24 protein-coding genes are annotated in these 19,666 nt (G+C 37.7%); 11 read left to right on the top strand and 13 right to left on the bottom strand.

The features are described 5' to 3' along the window. Window positions 1-280 precede the first annotated feature (280 nt). Both DWX32_RS16400 and DWX32_RS16405 read left to right on the top strand, forming a co-directional pair. On the top strand, window positions 281-1,381 hold the full coding sequence (locus DWX32_RS16400) for a DUF1430 domain-containing protein (protein ID WP_243036673.1): 1,101 nt from the start codon (window positions 281-283) through the stop codon (window positions 1,379-1,381). Next, complete coding sequence (locus tag DWX32_RS16405) at window positions 1,378-1,986, top strand: ATP-binding cassette domain-containing protein (RefSeq protein ID WP_005608342.1); 609 nt, start codon at window positions 1,378-1,380, stop codon at window positions 1,984-1,986. Before DWX32_RS16400 ends, DWX32_RS16405 begins: the two co-directional genes overlap by 4 nt. Window positions 1,987-2,137: 151 nt before the next feature. Here DWX32_RS16405 and DWX32_RS16410 read toward each other — a convergent pair whose 3' ends face one another. The 7 genes from DWX32_RS16410 to DWX32_RS16440 form a co-directional block, all read right to left on the bottom strand. Then, window positions 2,138-2,374, bottom strand: a complete 237-nt coding sequence (locus tag DWX32_RS16410) for a DUF6061 family protein (RefSeq protein ID WP_004843528.1) — start codon at window positions 2,372-2,374, stop codon at window positions 2,138-2,140. Between the two features lie 333 nt (window positions 2,375-2,707). After that, the gene (locus DWX32_RS16415) at window positions 2,708-3,718 is read right to left on the bottom strand and encodes a helix-turn-helix domain-containing protein (RefSeq protein WP_117509301.1); all 1,011 of its coding nucleotides are present in this window, start codon (window positions 3,716-3,718) and stop codon (window positions 2,708-2,710) included. Window positions 3,719-3,867: 149 nt separating this feature from the next. Next, entirely contained in the window at window positions 3,868-4,056 is a 189-nt protein-coding gene (locus tag DWX32_RS16420; RefSeq protein WP_117509428.1) for a hypothetical protein, read from the bottom strand. A gap of 316 nt (window positions 4,057-4,372) precedes the next feature. Further along, the gene (locus DWX32_RS16425) at window positions 4,373-4,780 is read right to left on the bottom strand and encodes a ParB N-terminal domain-containing protein (protein WP_334294894.1); all 408 of its coding nucleotides are present in this window, start codon (window positions 4,778-4,780) and stop codon (window positions 4,373-4,375) included. Continuing rightward, on the bottom strand, window positions 4,710-5,495 hold the full coding sequence (locus DWX32_RS16430; RefSeq protein ID WP_118660621.1) for a ParA family protein: 786 nt from the start codon (window positions 5,493-5,495) through the stop codon (window positions 4,710-4,712). Before DWX32_RS16430 ends, DWX32_RS16425 begins: the two co-directional genes overlap by 71 nt. 14 nt (window positions 5,496-5,509) lie before the next feature. After that, the gene (locus DWX32_RS16435) at window positions 5,510-5,830 is read right to left on the bottom strand and encodes a SymE family type I addiction module toxin (protein ID WP_117509302.1); all 321 of its coding nucleotides are present in this window, start codon (window positions 5,828-5,830) and stop codon (window positions 5,510-5,512) included. A gap of 122 nt (window positions 5,831-5,952) precedes the next feature. Beyond that, window positions 5,953-7,707, bottom strand: coding sequence for a recombinase family protein (locus tag DWX32_RS16440; protein ID WP_243037613.1), 1,755 nt, complete (start codon window positions 7,705-7,707; stop codon window positions 5,953-5,955). A 337-nt stretch (window positions 7,708-8,044) separates the two neighbouring features. Here DWX32_RS16440 and DWX32_RS20250 point away from each other — a divergent pair, with 337 nt between their 5' ends. Next, window positions 8,045-8,230 (top strand): hypothetical protein, encoded by a 186-nt coding sequence (locus DWX32_RS20250; protein WP_014080774.1) that lies wholly within the window; start codon window positions 8,045-8,047, stop codon window positions 8,228-8,230. After that, complete coding sequence (locus DWX32_RS16450) at window positions 8,223-8,831, top strand: GNAT family acetyltransferase (RefSeq protein ID WP_118660623.1); 609 nt, start codon at window positions 8,223-8,225, stop codon at window positions 8,829-8,831. Before DWX32_RS20250 ends, DWX32_RS16450 begins: the two co-directional genes overlap by 8 nt. A gap of 47 nt (window positions 8,832-8,878) precedes the next feature. Here DWX32_RS16450 and DWX32_RS20490 read toward each other — a convergent pair whose 3' ends face one another. After that, window positions 8,879-9,013 carry a hypothetical protein gene (locus DWX32_RS20490; protein WP_199669434.1) on the bottom strand — a complete coding sequence of 45 codons (135 nt, stop codon included), beginning with the start codon at window positions 9,011-9,013 and terminating at the stop codon, window positions 8,879-8,881. A 250-nt stretch (window positions 9,014-9,263) separates the two neighbouring features. Between DWX32_RS20490 and DWX32_RS16455 the strand changes: the two genes are divergently transcribed. Beyond that, window positions 9,264-11,330, top strand: a complete 2,067-nt coding sequence (locus tag DWX32_RS16455) for an Archaeal ATPase (RefSeq protein ID WP_243037614.1) — start codon at window positions 9,264-9,266, stop codon at window positions 11,328-11,330. Continuing rightward, window positions 11,242-11,556: a tetratricopeptide repeat protein gene (locus tag DWX32_RS20950; protein WP_330421838.1), complete on the top strand. Its 315-nt coding sequence runs from the start codon at window positions 11,242-11,244 to the stop codon at window positions 11,554-11,556. The genes DWX32_RS16455 and DWX32_RS20950 overlap by 89 nt, the downstream gene beginning before the upstream one ends. Before the next feature lie 37 nt (window positions 11,557-11,593). Here the strand turns inward: DWX32_RS20950 and DWX32_RS16460 are convergent, their stop codons facing one another. From DWX32_RS16460 to DWX32_RS16480, 5 genes are all read right to left on the bottom strand, one after another. Continuing rightward, a complete protein-coding gene (locus DWX32_RS16460) occupies window positions 11,594-12,466 on the bottom strand; it encodes an ATP-binding cassette domain-containing protein (protein WP_117509305.1) in 873 nt (290 codons plus the stop codon). Between the two features lie 3 nt (window positions 12,467-12,469). Next, on the bottom strand, window positions 12,470-13,126 hold the full coding sequence (locus DWX32_RS16465; protein ID WP_238033586.1) for a transporter: 657 nt from the start codon (window positions 13,124-13,126) through the stop codon (window positions 12,470-12,472). Then, window positions 13,123-14,193: an ABC transporter permease subunit gene (locus DWX32_RS16470; protein ID WP_117813827.1), complete on the bottom strand. Its 1,071-nt coding sequence runs from the start codon at window positions 14,191-14,193 to the stop codon at window positions 13,123-13,125. The genes DWX32_RS16465 and DWX32_RS16470 overlap by 4 nt, the downstream gene beginning before the upstream one ends. A gap of 116 nt (window positions 14,194-14,309) precedes the next feature. Continuing rightward, on the bottom strand, window positions 14,310-15,488 hold the full coding sequence (locus DWX32_RS16475) for a sensor histidine kinase (RefSeq protein ID WP_118660625.1): 1,179 nt from the start codon (window positions 15,486-15,488) through the stop codon (window positions 14,310-14,312). Then, complete coding sequence (locus tag DWX32_RS16480) at window positions 15,476-16,150, bottom strand: response regulator transcription factor (RefSeq protein WP_014080778.1); 675 nt, start codon at window positions 16,148-16,150, stop codon at window positions 15,476-15,478. The genes DWX32_RS16475 and DWX32_RS16480 overlap by 13 nt, the downstream gene beginning before the upstream one ends. Window positions 16,151-16,370: 220 nt before the next feature. Between DWX32_RS16480 and DWX32_RS16485 the strand changes: the two genes are divergently transcribed. The 5 genes from DWX32_RS16485 (at window position 16,371) to DWX32_RS16505 (ending at window position 19,662) form a co-directional block, all read left to right on the top strand. Beyond that, a complete protein-coding gene (locus DWX32_RS16485) occupies window positions 16,371-17,288 on the top strand; it encodes a ParM/StbA family protein (RefSeq protein ID WP_118660627.1) in 918 nt (305 codons plus the stop codon). A gap of 3 nt (window positions 17,289-17,291) precedes the next feature. After that, on the top strand, window positions 17,292-17,675 hold the full coding sequence (locus DWX32_RS16490) for an adenylate cyclase (RefSeq protein WP_118660629.1): 384 nt from the start codon (window positions 17,292-17,294) through the stop codon (window positions 17,673-17,675). Window positions 17,676-17,699: 24 nt separating this feature from the next. Continuing rightward, window positions 17,700-18,416, top strand: a complete 717-nt coding sequence (locus DWX32_RS16495) for a replication initiator protein A (protein ID WP_118660631.1) — start codon at window positions 17,700-17,702, stop codon at window positions 18,414-18,416. After that, on the top strand, window positions 18,413-19,270 hold the full coding sequence (locus DWX32_RS16500; protein WP_118660633.1) for an ATP-binding protein: 858 nt from the start codon (window positions 18,413-18,415) through the stop codon (window positions 19,268-19,270). Before DWX32_RS16495 ends, DWX32_RS16500 begins: the two co-directional genes overlap by 4 nt. A gap of 170 nt (window positions 19,271-19,440) precedes the next feature. Then, complete coding sequence (locus tag DWX32_RS16505; RefSeq protein WP_019161006.1) at window positions 19,441-19,662, top strand: DUF3847 domain-containing protein; 222 nt, start codon at window positions 19,441-19,443, stop codon at window positions 19,660-19,662. The last annotated feature ends 4 nt before the right edge of the window (window positions 19,663-19,666 follow it).

Consider the following 19,666-nt stretch of genomic DNA (forward strand, 5'->3'; position numbering starts at 1 on the left):
GAAGATATCTAATCCATTTCGGAATAAATATCTTCTGCTTTTAAGTTAATGACATTGTGGTTTCATAGCATTTAAGGCTGCTTTATTCGATGTAACTTTTGACATTGCATTATTTATTGTTGCAAAAATATTGCTGTCAAATTATATATCGGGAGCATATGAGAATAGACTCGTCACAATTTTATATTCCATTGGAATTATTCTTTCCACTATTCCATATTGTTCTTTTTGCTTTTTTGATATTAGAAAGGCATTCGCAAATGCAACACACAAAAGAGGAGTGGATTTTTTAATTTATTCGTTAAAATTTATAGCAGGGGTAGCCGCTGTTTTTACAATTACCACTAATATTAGTAGTATTCATAATAACCTATTTACAAATGAACATTTGTTAGAAGAATATTATGATGCAAATTATTTTACCGTAAAGACTACTGATTTTAATGCTGAAAAAGAAGAAGCTTTTTGGAATAAACTATACAAGAATGAATATAACACATTAAAGCCTGTAATATGCTTGAATATTTTAAATGATAAAAATGATGTGATATATGTAAATAATCATGCAAAAGATATGTTACAAGGTTTTACGAAGCAGATAAATGCAGTAGAGAATGAATCTTCTGATTTGATTATTTTCATTCCAAAGAATAGATATTTTGCTAAAAACAAGCAATTAGCCTATGACTCCTTGAGCCATGTTTTAAATCATGATAATTTACAACAATTAAATATTCAGTACATAGAGTATAGCGAAACAGAATACTTTTCCTATTTAGATACAAGTAGAATAAATGGTATCGAAAAAAGCAAAAATCCGATAATTATTTATCAGGCAAACAAAGATTTAGCAGTCAATGGTGGGTATCTTGAAAGCTATAAAGCAGGAGCAGTTTTATTTCAATGTGATGAAAAACAGCTAAGAAATATCAGCAAAAAGTATGAAGATATGCTTGGAAATTATCAGCTAGTAATTACAAACGTACATGAACAGTATTTATATAATCACACATTTTTAATAAAACTCGTGGGATTTTTAAGTTCTCTTTGTACGATTGTATTGCTTTTAAATATTATGATTATTGTTACAGTAAGTAGACTAGAGTTCCGAGAAAATGCAATGAAAATTTCCTTGATGAAAATCTTTGGATATAGTTTATTTGAACGGCACAAAACACTTCTTAAAATGATTGTAGTGGAAAATTTTGTGATATTAGTAGGTATGCTTATCTATTCTTTATTATCGGTACAGACTGAAGTAGGAATTAGCATTCTTGTTAGTTCATTTATGGCACTAATAGAATTTACAATTATTTTCTTTAATATCACAATTGTTGAAAAAACAAACATACCGAAATCATTAAAAGGAGGTTGCTTATGATAACAATTGAAAATCTATGCAAAGCATATAATGATAAAATTTTGTTCAAAAATTTTCATTTGGAAATTCCAGATAGCCGTTTTTTGGTAATTAGTGGCGAAAGTGGATGCGGAAAAAGTACTTTACTTAATATGATTGGAGGTATTGAAACTCCTGACAAAGGTTCTATTATTGTGAATGGTTTTGATGTGGCAAAAAAAGGAAAAAAGCAGAAATATTTCAAAGAAGTTGTTGGATTTTTATTTCAAAATTTTGCCCTTTTGGAAAACAAAACAGTAAAAGAAAATCTAGAAATAATAAAAAAATCAGGTAGAACGGATATTTCAATAAATGAAGCTCTTGAAAAAGTTGGTTTACAGAAAGTAATTAACAAAAAAGTCTATCAATTATCTGGTGGCGAACAGCAGAGAGTTGCGTTAGCTCGTTTAATGCTAAAGAAATGTTCGATTGTATTAGCAGACGAACCAACTGGTTCCTTAGACAAAAAAAATAGTGAGATTGTTATGAATATATTGCATGAGTTAAGTGAACAGGGAAAAACAGTTATTGTTGTAACTCATAGTGAAGAAATTGTAGCACAAGAAAAGCATGTTCTATATTTATAATTACCCATAATAGAAGAATATGTTCTTTCGGGAGACACCTCCTCTAAGAACATATTCTTTTGGTTAAAATTGATTATAAAGATACTTTTATTTCAGTATATTCGCTATATTGATGGGATATATATTTGCATATTATTTATATGGATAAGGATTATAACTCTAGTGAGTCTTCTGCATCTACCCACATCTGTAAATTACCCTCAAGATATAATCTTGCATATTCCAAAGGCTCATCCACAGCCAATGAAGTAAGCGCACATTCTGATCCGTATGTGGTTTTTAGATTTTTTTCAGCTTTCCAGCAATCAATGCGAAGCATATATCCGGCACTTGTGTAAACATCAATACTATCGTGATTTATGTTGTATTCTGCATAAATTGTTCTCATCGTATCTTATCTCCATTTTCTTTTAATAATCAGTTATAGAGTTAAATATCGAAAACATTTCAATCAGTTCACCATGTCGTTATTGTTATACTGTGTTATGAAATTTTCTTTCCCTTATTTTTTCCCATATTAAGGTTCATGAAAACCAATGTGAGAATATAACACAAGGGAAAGAGTAAGGGAAAGCTCACTTGCTACAAACTTAGTATTTTCAAGGGTTTGCGAAGAATTTGATAATTAAATATAACAGTTATTAAATTTCCTAAAATATGTGAAATATCAACTTGAATTTCTGGATGAGTATAATATGCGGAAAATAAACTTAACTCCATCTTAAATATAGTGCTGAGTTTCACTGCCACTCTTTAACACCATTTTCGCCACACCAAGCAATGCTGCAAACAAAACACCTGCAACCGGCCATACAATCCATGTAATATCCCAGCTCATCGTCCAGAAGCTCCATGCAAGGTAAATCGCTGTAGTCAAGCACCAATATACACCAGAAAACGTGTCAGTCTTTTTCTTAAACAGTTTTTCTTCTTTTGTATATTCCCCTTCCTGAAGAAGGGTATCGTAACTGCTTTTTACCATCCCAACACGAACCAACAGATTCACTCCTATTGCAAGTATGAATAGCAGTAATCCAACGGAAAGACCACAGTAATAGTCGGACGCTTCCATAGATTCGGCAATAATTGTCGGAATCACTGCCAGTATACAAAGCACTACCCCAACAGCCGTTCCTCTGATAAAAATTGGTTCATAGGAATCTTTTTTTTCTCGTACCATTCCAGATACACCATACTCTGTTTCAAAGCATTCTTTTTCAAAATGTTCCATATGTGATTCACTCATTCCATATGTAATAAACAAAAAGACGGCTGCCGCAACCATTCCAAGCAAAAAAACACATCCAAATACTGTTGCCAGAGATTCCGAAACATGAAATACGCTATCTTCTGCCATTGTCACAAGAACAATCAATAATATTGGACTTAAGATACACATACTTGTTGCGTTTGCCACTACTTTGGATCCATTTCTTTTCATGTCAAGAAATTCATTTGCATTCTCCATAGTTACTTTTTTCAACGGTTCTGCATAGCTTTCAGTACTTTCGTGATAGGTGATATTTTCTGCTTTCATTTCATCTTTTAATAGGTAATCTGTACTAACACCAAAAAGCTCCGACATCTGTAAAATTCTTTGCAAATCTGGAACAGCTCCTGCACTTTCCCACTTAGATACTGCCTGTCTGGATACGCCCAACTGATTGGCTAGTTCTTCCTGTGACCATCCATTCTTTTTTCTTTCCTCTGTAATCTTATCAGCTAAAATCATTTTTTCCTCCTTTTGCAGATTTTATGAGCTAAATATAACAGTTTTGCTGTTTGCATTCCACCATTTCAGGCTGTAAATCTGTCAACCAGCAGTTGCAAATCACAAAAGGACTCTATGAATCCCGATTTTCCAGCAATACAAGCAGGAAATTATTTATCATCTGTATTGTTTTCCTTTTTCTTATGAGTCGAACCCAAGCAAAGAAACGAAGAACCAAGACATAACCATACTATAGCCATAGAATTTTCATTTCCACTCGTAAAGTCTATAGCTGAGGCTACGAGAAACAGAACTGATGCAATATAAAATAAGATTGATTTATTTATTCCTTTTTTCATAAATAAGAATCTCCTCCAAGTCCCGACTTTGATAAACCCATTATACCCTTTCTGAAACATCCTGTCACCACATTTCATCAGATCAGAACCTGTCAAAATCCTCCTGCGTGGCAACCTGTCTTCATCCCTTATACTCATCGTTCCTGCTTTCCACAAACATATCATTCACCATCCCGATAGTCAGCAGATCCAGATCCCGGATGGAAATCCCCAGCTGCACACACCGGAGAAGAAACAGGGGAGTTGTCCTTTCACGGTCTGTTGCATGAAGTTTTTTTTAGCCTCCACATCCGTCCTGATGTTCATCCCCCACAATTCAATCAGCTTCGGCAAAACCTGATAAATACTGAATCGCAGGTATCTCTGTCAATCCTGCTATCTTTGCCGCATTGGTTCTGTTATGCCCTGCAAGCATCTCATAGCCCCTTGCAGCTTTCCTCACAATCACCGGATTCAGCACACCATGATCCCTGATGCTCTGTACCATATCTTCCAGGCGTTCTCCCTCATACAGCCGGAACGGATGATCATGAAAAGGATGTATTTCCTCAACAGGAATAGAAACGATCCCGTTCACAGGCACTGGCGTATCCTTCACCGGATCCTCAGAAAGAAGATCCAGTGCGTCCTGAAATACTTTTCTTTTTGGTGCATTAGCTTTCATCCCCAACCACCTCCTCTGCCAGATTCCGGTATGCTTTACAAGCCTTATTCTCCGGTGCATACTCCCGAAGCGGCTCACTGTAATAAATTGATTCTCCCACCTTTACTGTGTTTGGTATGATACTCTTAAAAATCCGGATCTGTCCATCAAAAGTATCCGTCAGCTGTTCTGTGATTACCTTACAGAGATTTGTTCTGGCATCACACATAGTCAGCAGGATCCCTGCAATCTGCAGGCGGTCATTCAGTCTGCTTCTGACTTTCTTCACTGTCCGGATAAAATCCTGCAATCCCATCGTTGCCAAAAGCTGCGGATTGACGGCAATAATCACCTCATCAGCCGCCGTCAATGCGTTAATCGTCAATGTTCCGAGCGATGGACAGGTGTCTACAATAATATAGTCATACAGCCCTCTCAGCGGCTCCAGAATACCAGTCAGCATCTTCTCTGAACCCATCTCCATCCGCAGCTTACTGTCCACTGCTGAAAGCATCATGGATGATGGAATAAAGTCCACACCATTTCTACTCTGTATAAACTCTGACGGATCCGGCATTTTCTCATCTTCCAGCCGATTCATCATCAGATGTCCAATCGTCACCGGCACAGCCGCAGGATCTTCTACTCCGAAGCAGGTTGTCAGATTTGCCTGGCTGTCAAAATCAACAGCCAGAACCCTTTTTCCCATCTCAGCCAGTGAATACGCCAAATTCCAGGAGCTGGCAGTTTTGCCAACTCCCCCTTTAAATGATCCACACATTATAATCCTTGCCATACATTCTCCCCCTCTCATGCTTTCTTTCCATAACAGCCTGCACTCTGCTCTGCCACATATTTTGCAGTAATTTCTTCTTTTTCATTCTGGTATCTGATTATCAGTTTCTTAATCTCCTCATCCATAAATGCGGTCTTCGCTTCCTGCTCTTGTGCTTTATCCACATCCGGCGTGATAATCAGCTGACCATTTTCACATTTCACCTGCACATAATCCCCAAGATGAAATCCCAGTTCTTCCAGCCACTTTCCTTTTAATGTAATTGCCGGAACTGTCTCATATTTATAACCGCTCTGTCCACAAACCTTCATATTCCTTACATTTTTCTTTGCCATAGAATTGACTCCTTTCAGATTTGACTAATAGATTTTCAGATAAAAAGAAAAAGCCGCTGACACGTTATCTTCTAACGCATCAACAGCTTCTATCCTGCTTTAATTCAGTGTATTATTCGATTTTATTTAGGCTCTTTACCATCTTTAATACGATAGTAATCATCCATATCCACGCTGAGTTTTACCGTGGTATCTGGTTTTCGGTTGCTCAAGAGGCACACAGTTTCAACGGTACTTTCGTTGTCCCAACAAAGTTCCTGTATTTCCCTGTCTCCAAAATACACCGGGAAGCGGAACTTTATGTGCTTCAGGAATCTGCCATCCGGCTGCTCCTGCTCATAAATGTCCACCTGTTCTACAAAGCTGTTAAGAAATTCTTTCTTCTCCAGGTCGGTGAACTTATCATATAGTTTATCAAAATATAAAAGAAATTGATAGACGTTTTCTTCTGATATTTTCTGTTGCTGAATATTCAGCAGGCGGTTCTTGACTTCTTCTATACTGTTCTCCACGCCTTCAATTTCATCATACAGACGGTATAACCTTGTCTCCATATCCTGATATTTCTTTTCATAAAATTTATCCATGATGTCCAGGCTATCCATCTGCTGTCCAAGTCTTGCTTTTGCTCCGGTCAGCTGCCTGTACTGTTTTTCCAGTCTTTCAATCTCTTTTTCTATTTCTTCTGTATCTATTCTTGAACCAATTTTATTCAGAATTGCTTCTTCAAATTTCGGATTCTTCACCAGTTTCCGGATAACTTCTTCTACTGCATTGTTAATCTTCTCTTCGCTCCATTGTTTACGATATCCACATTTATGACCGTCTACCAGGCGACGATGTTTGCAGGCATAATAGAAATAATCCTTATATAAGGTTCCGTCTTTCTTTTTCTTTCGGTTCACATTCCCATACATACCGCTTCCACATAACGGGCATCTCAATATTCCGGATAAAATATGCTCATGCTCGAGACTATGTGTCTTTTCATATTTCACACCTGTTTTTTCCCGTTTTTGATGTGCCAGCTCCCAGTCTGTTTCTGAAACAATCCCTTCATGGATACCATCGTGCAGCATATAATTTTCCTGCTTTACAATGCGGTATTCATTTCTTGTACCAGAAACTTTCTCGTTTTTCCTTCGTCCATAAGCCAGCTTTCCACAGTATACCGGATTATCCAGAACGCCCTTTATAAATGAAGCGGCAAATGCGTCCAGTGTATTATTCTGTCGTTTTTTCTTTTTGTATCCATGCTGGTTCAGCCATGCAGCAATCGCAGAGATTCCCATATTGGTATGAATAAATTTGTCATAGATCAGACGAATAATCTCTGCTTCGTCCTCTGCAATCTGCAATTCTCCATTTACTAATTCATAACCATACTGAGCAAATCCACCATTCCATTTTCCTTCCCTGGCTTTCTGCTTACGTCCTTCCATTGTCTGAACAAGGATATTCTCTCGTTCGATCTCTGCCACCGCAGACAGAACAGAAATCATCAGCTTTCCACTATCTTTTGAGCTGTCAATCCCATCTTCAACACAGATCAGATTCACTCCAAAATCCTGCATCCTCTGCAAAGAGTTTAATACATCTGCCGCATTACGACCAAATCTGGAAAGCTTGAACACCAGTACAAACTGCACCTCATCTGTTCCATTCTCAATATTATCCAACATTCTCTGAAATTCCGGTCTGCCCTCTACGCTTTTTCCAGGCTTACCTTCATCGGAATACTCATTTACGATTTCCATGTTCTGAAATTCCGCATATCTCTTGAGTTTTTCTTTCTGAGCATCCAGACTGTAGCCATCTACCTGCATGGTTGTGGATACTCTGGTATATATATCGCATTTAATCTTTTTATTCTTCATAATCTTCCTCGCAGTATAACTCTGTTTTATTGTCCCAACCTTATTTTAGTACTTGTTCCAACTATTTTCAATACTTATTCTCCGTATTGACGCATTTCTTCGCCAATCGTATAATTAAGTTAGATACAGAGCATTTCTGTTATCAAAATATTGCCCGCCCACCATTGGCGACTTATAAATGATTGGCTCGAAAATATTGTTCGCTTACCGGAAGCGTCTAATAAATGTCCGGCTTGAAAATTATTTAGAAATTATTTTTGTTTTCGATATTGTGTTTTTATCACACATTGCATATACTATAAATACACAAAAAAGCCAAAAAAGAGGAGGTGTTAGTATGGCTACTTCAAGTATTACTCATAATTTTGTCGTATCCAATCCAAATAGCGTAAAGCGTTTTGTCGCAGCAATTGACGAAGCCGACCGTGACCGCACACCAAAGCAGACACTTCCCGGACGTCAGTTAACGAACCCACAGGAAATCTTAGCTTTAATGTCAAAAAGGAAGAAAAAACATGTCTGATAAATATTTTACCGTTAATATTCGGGCATATTTGTATAAAGACGAACCGACATATATCGGAGAGGAAAGTCTTTACGACTTACTCTCCGATTTTTCTTGTCCCAAAAATCCCGATGTGGAATACTTTTTATTACATAATGCGATTGAGTTTACCAAAAAAGATCAATCTATCACTTATCTGGTATTTGATGCTGAAGATGCTTCACTGGTTGGTTATTTTTCACTTACAGTAAAACCAATCTCTGTCCGTGCTTCAAATATCAGCAAGACAATGGCAAAAAAGCTGTCCCGTGTCAGTATTTTGGATGAAGAAACACAATCCTATACTACCGCAGCTTACCTGATTGCCCAGTTGGGAAAGAACTATTCTCTTCCAAAGAATAAACGAATCCCTGGAAATATTCTACTGGGATTTGCACTGGAAACCATATCCAGTCTCAAATATTCCGTAGGCGGCGTTATGGAGTTTCTTGAATGCGAAGATAATGAATTTCTTCTGAGCTTTTATACACAGAATCATTTCAAGCCATTTGATACTCGTATTACCGCTTCCCAGAATAATGAGCCACACACTCTGCATCAGCTTTTAAAATTTATTTGATTTAAAAATACACGAAAAAAGCGACAGTATGATTTACATTTTGTATTTCAGAAAACTGCCGCTTCTTTTTCTTGCTTATTCTGTTTTTCTTCCTCCAACTCCCGGAGGACTTCTTCGCCGTACTTATCAATCATCCGTACCAGAAAATCAATGCACCGCTCAAATTCAATATTCTGTTGCATAAGCTCCTCCCGTCATTGTTTTGATCTGAGCTTATTTTACAGAACCTGCCGAAAAACCACATTGAATAGAAATTGATTGTAAATTGACACAATCACTTTAAAAATATCCTCATTTTCTTGAATCGAATGCATGTTCGTGCTATGATAGATATACTCAATCTTAACTACGAAAGGGGAATTTCTATTGAATCGATGCGATTTTTCTTCTATTAGCACTTGCTTAAAAAATCATATCAGCGAAAGTAATCAAATGAGTCAGCCTGATTTTTTATACGAATTATTTGAAGATTTTATGGATGATCCGGCAAATCAGGATTTTTCAATGGATAACGGTCTGGTTTGCCGCTGGATGACTGGTCAGGCTAAAATCAGTCCTAAAATATCCGCTTACTATTCCAAGCCATCCAATCAGGAAAAGTTAGCCCATACCATCCACCAGAATCTTCTTCCACTGATGTCTGACTGTAATATGGCTATACAAGATATTTACACTTTATTCATTCAGGATGACAGCATCTCAGATGCGAAAAAGAAAAATCTGACTCCCTTATATAAACCAGCCAGTTCAAGACTGCTGTTTCTTGCAAAACTGATTTCTTTTGGCATGGAACGCCAATTCATCAAACGTAATACCAAAAATCAGAAGCTGCTCGCCGGAGGCGCTTTATCCCCCATTGTGCTGGATTATATTATGGACAGTGAGGTTCCGAAACCATGCCGTCATTTTATCGGAAGAGATAAAGAACTGGAAGAATTATATACCATGCTTGAGGAAAACCGTCATGTTTTTCTTTGCGGAATCGCCGGAATCGGAAAAAGTGAACTTGCCAAAGCCTACGCAAAGCGGTACATAAAGCAATACACCAATATCCTTTATGTAGAATATACCGGCAATCTTCATCAGGATATTACTGACATGGATTTTATTGACGATCTTCCGGAAAGCACGGAACAGGAACGGTTTCAAAGACATAACCGTTTCCTGCGTTCCCTGAAATCTGATACTCTGCTTATCATAGATAATTTTAATGTCACTGCCACACAGGACAGCTTTCTGTCAGTAGTATTAAAATATCGCTTCCAGATTTTGTTTACAACCAGAAGCAAACTGGATGAATACTGTACTCTGCCATTAAAAGAAATAGAGGACATGAACGCTCTCTTCCAGCTGGCATCAGCATTTTATTCAGAGGCAGACACGTACCGGACAACAGTTGAAAAGATCATCGAAACTGTTCACCCTCATACTTTTGCCGTGGAACTGGCAGCAAAACTTCTGGGAAATGGAATCTCGACTCCAGACCAGTTATTAACAAGACTTCAGGTGGAAAAAGCATCTTTCCATAACGAAGATAAAATTAAAATAATCAAAGATGGACAAAGCAGCAAAGCCACCTATTATAGCCATATCCATACGCTGTTTTCTTTATACACTTTATCTCTTAAACAGCAGGATATCATGTGTAATATGTGCTTTCTTCCTTCCACCGGTATTTCTGCCCGTATATTTGCCAAATGGCTGGAACTGTCCACACTAAATGAAATCAACGATTTAATTGAGACTGGTTTCGTTCAGACAACAACACGTCGCACTATCTCTCTGCATCCGATGATTCAGGAAATCACCCTTTCAGAGACAAAACCATCTGTAAGTAGTTGTCACACGTTGCTGGATTCTTTACAGCACATATGTTTAATGCATGGAATGGAAGTAGATTATTATAAAAAGCTATTTCAAACAATCGGAAATATCATAGAATTAATTGAAAAAGATGATATGCCAAAGTATCTGCTTTTTCTGGAAAATGCATTTCCATACATGGATAACTATAACTATCACAAAGGTATGAAGGGAATCATTCAGGAACTGAAGGTGCTGTTAAAGACAAAAAGCATTGGCACCTACTCTGACCGGGCGTTATTACTGGAAGAAGATGCACTTGCCCAGATAGAAAATATCACTGCTGACAATGCTCGCCTCGTTTCTAACCTTCATGCCAATCTTGGAGGACTTTACCGCATGAACGGTTATCCCGATCTTGCAAGAGAACACATGGGAAAAAGTATCTCACTGCTTGACCAATTTAACCTGCTTCATATAAATGACAGCATACCTCAGATTGCCAATTATGCAATGTTCCTGCTGTTCTGTCAGGAACATTGCATAATTGGCAATCTGAGGTATGCTGTCATTTATATGAAGCATACCTCAGATTGCCAATTATGCAATGTTCCTGACAGAACAGCAGGAACCCGAAAGAAGAATCTCCGAATTGCAAAAATTATCCGGCATCATCAAGGAATACCATTCCGATGAATGTCTGGATTATGCCAAAGTACAGGAAACCCTTGGAACCATTTATCTGATGACCGCCAATCTTTCACACGCCAAAACACATTTTAAAAAAGCTTTCAAAATATATGAAAAGATCTGGGCTGATGAGCCTGAAATGATTGAAGCAAAATATCTGGAGATTCAGGAGTTATATCCACAGATTGGATTTTCCATTGGAAAAACTCTATCCGGTCTTTTAACAAAATAAGTACAATTTACGGCGGGCAACTTGCCCGCCGTTATATTCAACTATTCGTCAAATAAATATACGCATCTTCCAAAGTGATATCATTATCCGGGGCGCAATTCTCATTTGGCTTTCCTTTGCTTAATACTTTCATATGAATTCCATTTTCTACATACTGCTTAGATGAAATAGAATAATTGGCTTCTAACAAACGGGCTTCTTCTGCATTTTGTACCGTACAATTCCAAACACAACCCTTTGCATTTTCCAGCAACCCACTCACGCTTCCGGAATATAAAAAACTTCCTTTTTTCATAATGGCAAGCTGTGTACAGGTTGCTGCTAAATCTTCTACTACATGAGTGGAAAACAGCACAGTTCTATCCTTTGAAAAATCAACCAGAAGATTGCGGATCCTAATCCTTTCTTCCGGATCTAACCCAGTGGTAGGTTCATCAATAATCAAAAAATCCGGATTATTAAGAAGTGCCTGTATGAGTCCGACACGTCTCTTCATACCACCAGATAATTGCCGCATTTTTTTATTCTGATGCTCTGTAAGAGAAGTCTTTTCCAGATAATAGGTAATTCTTTGTTCGAGGTCATTTCTGGATACTCCTGACAGTCCCCCCATATATACAAGACATTCTTTCACCGTAAGATTCGGATATAAGTCGATTTCCTGTGGAAGATAACCAATCTTTTTCTGTATTTTCTCATAATTTCCCTCGTTATACAGAATTCCATCAAGGGAAACCATTCCTTCCGTTTGTTTTAAAACAGTTGTAAGAACCCTCATCAAAGTGGTTTTTCCAGCACCATTCTCACCCAAAAGTCCGTAAATTCCCTTAGGTATTTCAAGAGATGCCTTATTTACTGCAACTACACCATTTTTAAATCTAACTGTTAAATCATTTATTCTAATACTCATAATCTATCCTCTTTTCTTTAAAGTAATTGGTAATACTGCAAATAAAAACAGCCCCGCTATAAAAGACACAAGCGTTCCATAAATCCAACTCTCGGACATTAATTGAGTAGGTTCACAAAAGCTGAAAGAAAACAATCCCAGATTTCCGAAAAATGAACTTCCCGCTTTTGATATAAGTCCAATGACAATTCCAAATAAACATCCAATACCTGCCCACATATTTCGAAGCAATGTACACAAAATCACAGAGCATATACTCCAAAACCAGATAGTTCCAAACATTGCAATGAAATATAAAAGAAATATCTGAATACCCGAAATGCCTTCGTTTACACTGCCCGGTTTTTGCCAGAAAAACAAAACATATCCAACACAAGAAAGTATTAATAAATATAATATTTGAACGCTCACTCTCTGCGATATTACTTTTAACTGCTTTTTTTGGTCATACAAATGAAATACATCGGCACGCTTACTTTTTACTTCCATCAAATATGTGTCACTACAAAAAATAATTGTTAAAAATGCTATTGGAGACTGAATTGCTGAACCGATTTCTTCATAGTATATAATCGGATGAATAACACACAATATCAGTATAAAGGCACATGAATAAAAAATCTTATATAACGACAGGCAGTTTTTGAGTTCCGTTTTCAATGAACCCTCCTCCTTTTCCAGATTGTAACAGAAATACATACTAATATAACAGATGCGATCACAAGCATAATCTGATTTATATTTGACATTTTGGCTGCATGTGTTTCAAAAAACCTGCCAGGAAATCGCACCATAATAGAGAACGGTCTCATATAATAAATATCATTCTTCTCGGTCAGCATATTTGAATATATAATGTGTAAAAACAAAACTGGTGCTGCCGGAAGCGGATTTTTAAATATTAATGCTGTAATTGTATAGACACAACATATCATCAAAAGATTCGGCACAATATAGATCAGAGAATTCACGCAAAAATCAATTGGTGTTACCGGAAATCCCGATTCTAAAGACGTTTTCAAACACAGCATAAAGAATATAACATTCAAAATCACTAATACTCCCAGCATACTAATGAATCCGCTTATTACTTTCCCACATATATATTGGATTGCCGTAACAGGCTTTGTATGTAATAATTCATAGGTACTTTTTCGTGTATCCTGAATAAATAAAAATGATAGCAAGACTGTTGCAAAAAAGGCCATATGCAATCCTGCAAAATCCGTGAACTTTTTGGCAAAGTACCAGGAAAAAGAATGTTCGGATAATTTCCGCTCGATATAATGATTGATTTCTTCTGCTGTCCCCTTATGAATTTCAAGGTCCTCATAAGCATATATTGCATTATAATAGCCATATTGGGATTCCAAAAACTCAGAAGCAGTCTTTACATCCATATTCTGAATTTCTTTCATTACATGATCCGCTTCCTGCCTGCTAAATCCAAAACCATTTTGGGAGGTGTCCATTAACGTCTCTTTGATCGTATCTTCCCACTCCCTTCTTCTTTCTTTATCATCAGATGTGGGAATGTACCCATCCATGACATCGGCATCTTCCAATTCTACATCATTTTGTGTGACCTGTTCATTCTGTTTGATATAATGAATTTGCAAATACGATGACAGACATTGATACATACTGGCAACTATAATAATCAAGCCAATCCACAAAACAGGGTTCTTTAAATAATCAAGTATACTTCTTTTTATGATTGTTTTCATTGTATCTCTTCCTTTCTTTATTTCTTTAACAACATCATACAAATCAATTCTCAATAAATTCACAATAAAAAAGACTAAAACCACTTTATTTGTGATTTCAGCCTTATAAAGTATTTTTATTCAGCTTTGAAAAGAGCTTCTACATGAGCACCGCCTTGTCTGGCATTATATATTTTCAAATTTCCTCCATGCTTTTCACAGAAAATACGAGAAATATACATACCAAGGCCAAAATGCTTTAAATCATCTTGTGGATTCTTATGATAAAATGGTTCTGTTACTTTTTCCTCAGTATCCACAAATCCTATTCCATCATCTTCAACAGAAATTATAAGAAAACCATCCTTTTTCTTTATCTGCAAAACAATACTTTTTTGTGCATATCGAACCGCATTTTCCAGTAAGTTGTCTGCCACTTCCATGACAAGTTCCTCATCCACTTTCACAATGTTTTGTTCCTGCACTCTTTCTACCTTACATAATTTACTTTCCTTCTTGGACAGCATGGCAGCTTCTGCCTCAATCTTTTTTGCCAGTTCCGATAATTCTATCTCTGAGCATTGCAGTTCCCTCTGTTCTAAATGGGACATTTTTCTCATGTTTTCCGTGAAATGCTCTATACGGTCAATCTGATACATGCCTGTTTGTAAGATATCAATAACATCCTCTGTTTTTATACTCTCAGCAGAAACAAACTCTAAGAGCATTTCCTGATACCCTCGCAATATGGAAAGTGGAGAACGTATATCATGTGCAATTGCATTCCGCAAAGCCTTCTCGTCATCAATCATTCGCCACATCTTTCTGTTGTTATCTGATAAATCACTTCGCATCATTTCAAATTCTTTACACAAAGTTCCCATCTCATCTTTATTTTCATAGGACACATGAAAATCCAGTTCATTATCTGCAATCATTTGTGAGGCATCTTTTAGTTCCTGTAGAGGTGTCTTTAACTTATTTTTATAAAAAAAGAATACCGCAACAACACTCCCAACAATCGAAAAAATCAGTACCGAATATGTTTCCATAAAGTCACACATTTCCGAAAGATGATGGTCCAAACGATTCATCTGTGATTGATTAGGTCTTGATATCTCAATCTCGTATTTCTTTCCATATTGCTGAAACACGTCCGTATAATCTGCATAATCAATATATTTTTCCCATATTTTATTCTGCATATTTCTTGCAAAATGAACTGTAAATCCAGATAACAGAAATGCTGCCGTTAAGCTGATCACAAAATAAAGCAGAATTGTTTTTTTCAGTGACAAGTTTCTTATTTTTTCCATCGGTATCCAATCCCCCATACAGTTTCTATGTATTCTTTTTCTGAATAATCCGCTATTTTTTTCCTTATACGCCGTACTAATTCCGTTATCGTTCTACTGTCCCCTTCCGCATCATATCCACAGACTTGTGCATATATACGTTCTTTATCAAACACCTGCCCTGGATGCATGGATAAGAATTCAATAATCTGATATTCAATTTTTGTGAACTCCATCCTGTGTCCAGCTATAGCTACTATTTTTTCAGAATAATCAATCAGCATTTCATCCATGAAACGGTATTCCGTTTTTTGTTGATGCCTTTCTTCTCTCTTTATGTTTGTAACAATCCTCGCTTCCAACTCCCGAAGACTAAATGGTTTCGTAATATAATCATCCCCACCTGAAAGCAACCCATTAATTTTATCATCTTCGTCAACTCTTGCTGTTAGAAATAAAATTGGACATAACACTTTACTGCGTATCAGACGACATACTTCAATCCCATCCATGCGTGGCATATTGATATCCAACAAAATAATATCCGGTTTCATTTTTATTTTATTTAATGCTTCCATTCCATCTGTAGCCGTAATGGTTTCATATTGTTTCATATTAAAATAACTACAAAGCATTTTCACCAATTCTTTATCATCATCGACAACTAAAATCTTGTATTTCATCCAAACCACCTCCAGTATCCATATTATACGATAAAAAACAATGAAATCACAACAAGAGTACATGAAGAACGTACGCACAATATATCTTTTTTCTCAATTCCAGCTCAATTTCCACTCAATGTCTTTTACCTCCGATTTTCGTATGCTTATCTCACAGCAGAGCAGTACCACACCGGTATGACCTGCTGAATCAATCAATACGAAAACGGAGGTATTTTTTATGCGAGAACTCAGAAACACAAAAATCATCGCTGTAGATCATGGCTACGGCAACATGAAAACAGCAAACACAGTCACACCAACCGGAATCAAAGCCTATGAAACAGAACCAATCTTCACCGGAAATATTCTGGAATATAACGGCATTTACTACCGGATTGGCGAAGGACACAAAGAATTTATCCCGGATAAAGCTATGGACGAAGAATATTATCTTCTGACGCTAATGGCTATTGCAAGGGAACTGAATGTCTTTTCCATCCGTGAAGCAGATGTTCATCTGGCTGCTGGACTTCCTCTGACATGGATCAGAAATCAAAGAGAAGCTTTTCGTTCCTATCTGCTCCAGAATCCAGAAGTCCATTACCGTTTCAACGGCAAAGAATATCATCTCCGCTTTGTGGGATGTAGCCTTTACCCACAGGGATATCCGGCTATTGTAAACCACCTTGGAAATTTCAAGGGCACTAATCTCCTTGCAGATATCGGAAACGGAACCATGAACATTCTGTATATCAACAATAAGAAAGCGCAAGAAAGCCGATGCTGGACAGAAAAACTTGGTGTAAACCAATGCATGATTACTGCAAAGAACGCTGTTCTGGACAAATTTGGAGTGAAGATTGAAGAATCCACAGTAGAACAGATTCTGCGGTTTGGAACAGCTGACATTTCAGCACCATATCTTGATTGTATCAGTTCTATTGCCAGACAGTATGTGGCAGAACTTTTTTCCACACTCCGCAAATATGAATACAATCCTGACCTAATGCGCCTGTATGTAGTTTGCGGCGGTGGATGCCTGATCCGTAATTTCGGAGCTTATGACAAATCACGAGTCACTATCATTGATGACATCTGTGCCACCGCCAAAGGTTATGAATCTCTGGCTTATATGAGCCTGAAAAGGAGGGGATAAACCATGCAGAACAATATCCGCAACACAAACCTGCGTTTTAATCTGGACAAAGAACAGCAACGGAGAGCCTGGGAATATTTACAGACGATGGACAGGCAGGATTTTAAATCTTACAGTCAGGTAATCTCTCTTGCACTGGTAGATTATTTTGACCGTTACTACCGCACACAGGCTGATCCTTATCTGGAAACAAGAGAGCGGGAAGAACTTTTTGTGAAACAAATTGTAGATGCAGTGGAATACAGCCTGAAACAGTCATTGCCACTTTTTCTTTCCGGACTGACTGCAGGCCTGGTGCAAAGGGAGCCCCAAATCAGGGCGCCCTTTCCAACACCTGAAAATTCACAGCCAGATAGTGATGTAGACTGGGATTTTCTTGGAGAATAAACCCTTTTGATTGGAGGTGAACACATGACTGACTTTCTGACAGCAGACACCAACCTGCCATCTTATATGATGTTTCCCCGTTTCCTTCTGGACATGGAAATAAACGAAACTGCCAAAATGCTTTATATTATCCTGCTCGACCGGGCAAGGCTTTCCCAGAAAAATGAGGGCTGGTCAGATACAGATGGTCATGTGTTCATTTACTTTACGATTGAAGCACTGGCAGAAGTTCTCCACAAAAGCCAGATGACGGTTAAAACTGCTCTGGCAGTACTGGAAAAACAGGAACTTATCTTCCGAAAACGGCAGGGTCCCGGACAGCCCAATCGGATTTATGTAAAACTCCCAAAAGAAACCATCCACTATACAGACAGATTTCTTTCCCTAAGACAGACAGAAAACTGTCCTATTGACAGACAGGATTCTTTCCCTGATACAGACAGAAAACTGTCTGGTAATAAGAAAGAGATAAAAAAGAACAATTTAGCAATAAGAGGGAGTAAAGAGCCACTCTCACCCTATGGAAAATTTCAAAATGTTTTTCTGTCAGAGAAAGAGCTGAAAGATATCCAGCAGACAATCCCTGACTGGAAGGATTATATTGAACGCTTATCCGGTTATATGGCTTCTACCGGAAAGCAATATCAGAACCACGCAGCTACCATCATCAGTTGGGCAAGACAGGATCATCCTGCTTCCCGGCAACGAAATTACGAAAGTGAGGAATACGAAACATTATGACAAAATTTATAGAAAAACCAACAGCTATAACCCCAAACAGAGAGCTTCAGTCTGATGAATATTTTAACGAAACAGACCACCTGATCTACTGTTCCAAATGCAATACGCCAAGGCAATGCAGGCATGAATTACAGGGAAAGGTTCTTATTCCTTCCATCCGCTGTAAATGCCAGCAGGAAATCTTTGAGCAAGAAGAAGCCCAAAGAAAACTTCATGAAAAACAAATGGAAATAGAGCATCTTAAAACCAGTGGATTACAGGACAAAGCACTCTATGACTACACGTTTACCAGGGATAACGGCATCAATCCGGAAATAAAACTGGCACACAATTATGTAAGTAACTGGGAAGAGATGAAAGCAAACGCTTCCGGACTTCTTATTTGGGGCGATGTCGGTACTGGAAAATCTTTTTTTGCAGGCTGCATTGCCAATGCCCTTCTGGAAAAAGGCATTCCTGTACTGATGACCAACTTTTCCAGGATTCTGAATACCCTTACCGGAATGCATTTCGAAGACAGAAACCAGTTCATCAACAGCTTAAACCGCTACAGTCTTCTGATTATTGATGATCTTGGAATTGAGCGGAACTCTGACTTTGCACTGGAACAGGTATTCAATGTGATTGACAGTCGTTACCGCAGTAAAAAGCCCCTGATCATAACGACCAATCTCACTTTATCAGAGCTGAATAACGCCGCTGATATCGCACACAAACGAATTTATGACCGTATTCTGGAGAGATGTATTCCTGTCCGTATCAATAACCGGAATATTCGTCAGGACAATGCAACAGCTAATTTAAAACAGGCGAAAAAAATCCTGTTGAACAATCATGCTCCCAACCAGAATTGACTCGAAGAAGTATAACGCAATGCTTATTTTTCACTGACAGTGGTACTACTCTCTTTCCTCATTTATTACCAGAAATATGCCACTGTCAGTTATCTAAAACCATAGTACCAAACCAAAAGATTTTAAAACCAAAACTGCCCGGATACGGGCATAAAAAGGAGGTGCCAGATATGGCAGATAAAAGAATCATGACACCGGAAGAAAAAGTACTTTTACAGGCAAGACACCGCCAGGAAGAAGCCGAAGCAAGAAATCGCAAAAAAGAACGTGATGCCAGAACACACCGATTAGTCCAGGAAGGAGCAATTCTGGAAAGTATTGTTCCCCATATTAAAGAAATGGATTTAGATTCCCTGAAACGGGAGCTGATGATCCGGCTACGGGGAATGTAAACGC

Source organism: Blautia sp. AF19-13LB, from assembly GCF_003479105.1.
Classification (GTDB): domain Bacteria; phylum Bacillota; class Clostridia; order Lachnospirales; family Lachnospiraceae; genus Fusicatenibacter; species Fusicatenibacter saccharivorans.

Coding starts and splice junctions, on each gene's coding strand:
- DWX32_RS16405 (WP_005608342.1), top strand. CDS start 1,378: ATGATAACAATTGAAAATCTATGCAAAGCATATAATGATAAAATTTTG.
- DWX32_RS16410 (WP_004843528.1), bottom strand. CDS start 2,374: ATGAGAACAATTTATGCAGAATACAACATAAATCACGATAGTATTGAT.
- DWX32_RS16415 (WP_117509301.1), bottom strand. CDS start 3,718: ATGATTTTAGCTGATAAGATTACAGAGGAAAGAAAAAAGAATGGATGG.
- DWX32_RS16420 (WP_117509428.1), bottom strand. CDS start 4,056: ATGAAAAAAGGAATAAATAAATCAATCTTATTTTATATTGCATCAGTT.
- DWX32_RS16425 (WP_334294894.1), bottom strand. CDS start 4,780: ATGCACCGGAGAATAAGGCTTGTAAAGCATACCGGAATCTGGCAGAGG.
- DWX32_RS16430 (WP_118660621.1), bottom strand. CDS start 5,495: ATGGCAAGGATTATAATGTGTGGATCATTTAAAGGGGGAGTTGGCAAA.
- DWX32_RS16435 (WP_117509302.1), bottom strand. CDS start 5,830: ATGGCAAAGAAAAATGTAAGGAATATGAAGGTTTGTGGACAGAGCGGT.
- DWX32_RS16440 (WP_243037613.1), bottom strand. CDS start 7,707: ATGAAGAATAAAAAGATTAAATGCGATATATATACCAGAGTATCCACA.
- DWX32_RS20250 (WP_014080774.1), top strand. CDS start 8,045: ATGGCTACTTCAAGTATTACTCATAATTTTGTCGTATCCAATCCAAAT.
- DWX32_RS16450 (WP_118660623.1), top strand. CDS start 8,223: ATGTCTGATAAATATTTTACCGTTAATATTCGGGCATATTTGTATAAA.
- DWX32_RS20490 (WP_199669434.1), bottom strand. CDS start 9,013: ATGCAACAGAATATTGAATTTGAGCGGTGCATTGATTTTCTGGTACGG.
- DWX32_RS16455 (WP_243037614.1), top strand. CDS start 9,264: ATGAGTCAGCCTGATTTTTTATACGAATTATTTGAAGATTTTATGGAT.
- DWX32_RS20950 (WP_330421838.1), top strand. CDS start 11,242: ATGTTCCTGACAGAACAGCAGGAACCCGAAAGAAGAATCTCCGAATTG.
- DWX32_RS16460 (WP_117509305.1), bottom strand. CDS start 12,466: ATGAGTATTAGAATAAATGATTTAACAGTTAGATTTAAAAATGGTGTA.
- DWX32_RS16470 (WP_117813827.1), bottom strand. CDS start 14,193: ATGAAAACAATCATAAAAAGAAGTATACTTGATTATTTAAAGAACCCT.
- DWX32_RS16475 (WP_118660625.1), bottom strand. CDS start 15,488: ATGGAAAAAATAAGAAACTTGTCACTGAAAAAAACAATTCTGCTTTAT.
- DWX32_RS16480 (WP_014080778.1), bottom strand. CDS start 16,150: ATGAAATACAAGATTTTAGTTGTCGATGATGATAAAGAATTGGTGAAA.
- DWX32_RS16485 (WP_118660627.1), top strand. CDS start 16,371: ATGCGAGAACTCAGAAACACAAAAATCATCGCTGTAGATCATGGCTAC.
- DWX32_RS16490 (WP_118660629.1), top strand. CDS start 17,292: ATGCAGAACAATATCCGCAACACAAACCTGCGTTTTAATCTGGACAAA.
- DWX32_RS16495 (WP_118660631.1), top strand. CDS start 17,700: ATGACTGACTTTCTGACAGCAGACACCAACCTGCCATCTTATATGATG.
- DWX32_RS16500 (WP_118660633.1), top strand. CDS start 18,413: ATGACAAAATTTATAGAAAAACCAACAGCTATAACCCCAAACAGAGAG.
- DWX32_RS16505 (WP_019161006.1), top strand. CDS start 19,441: ATGGCAGATAAAAGAATCATGACACCGGAAGAAAAAGTACTTTTACAG.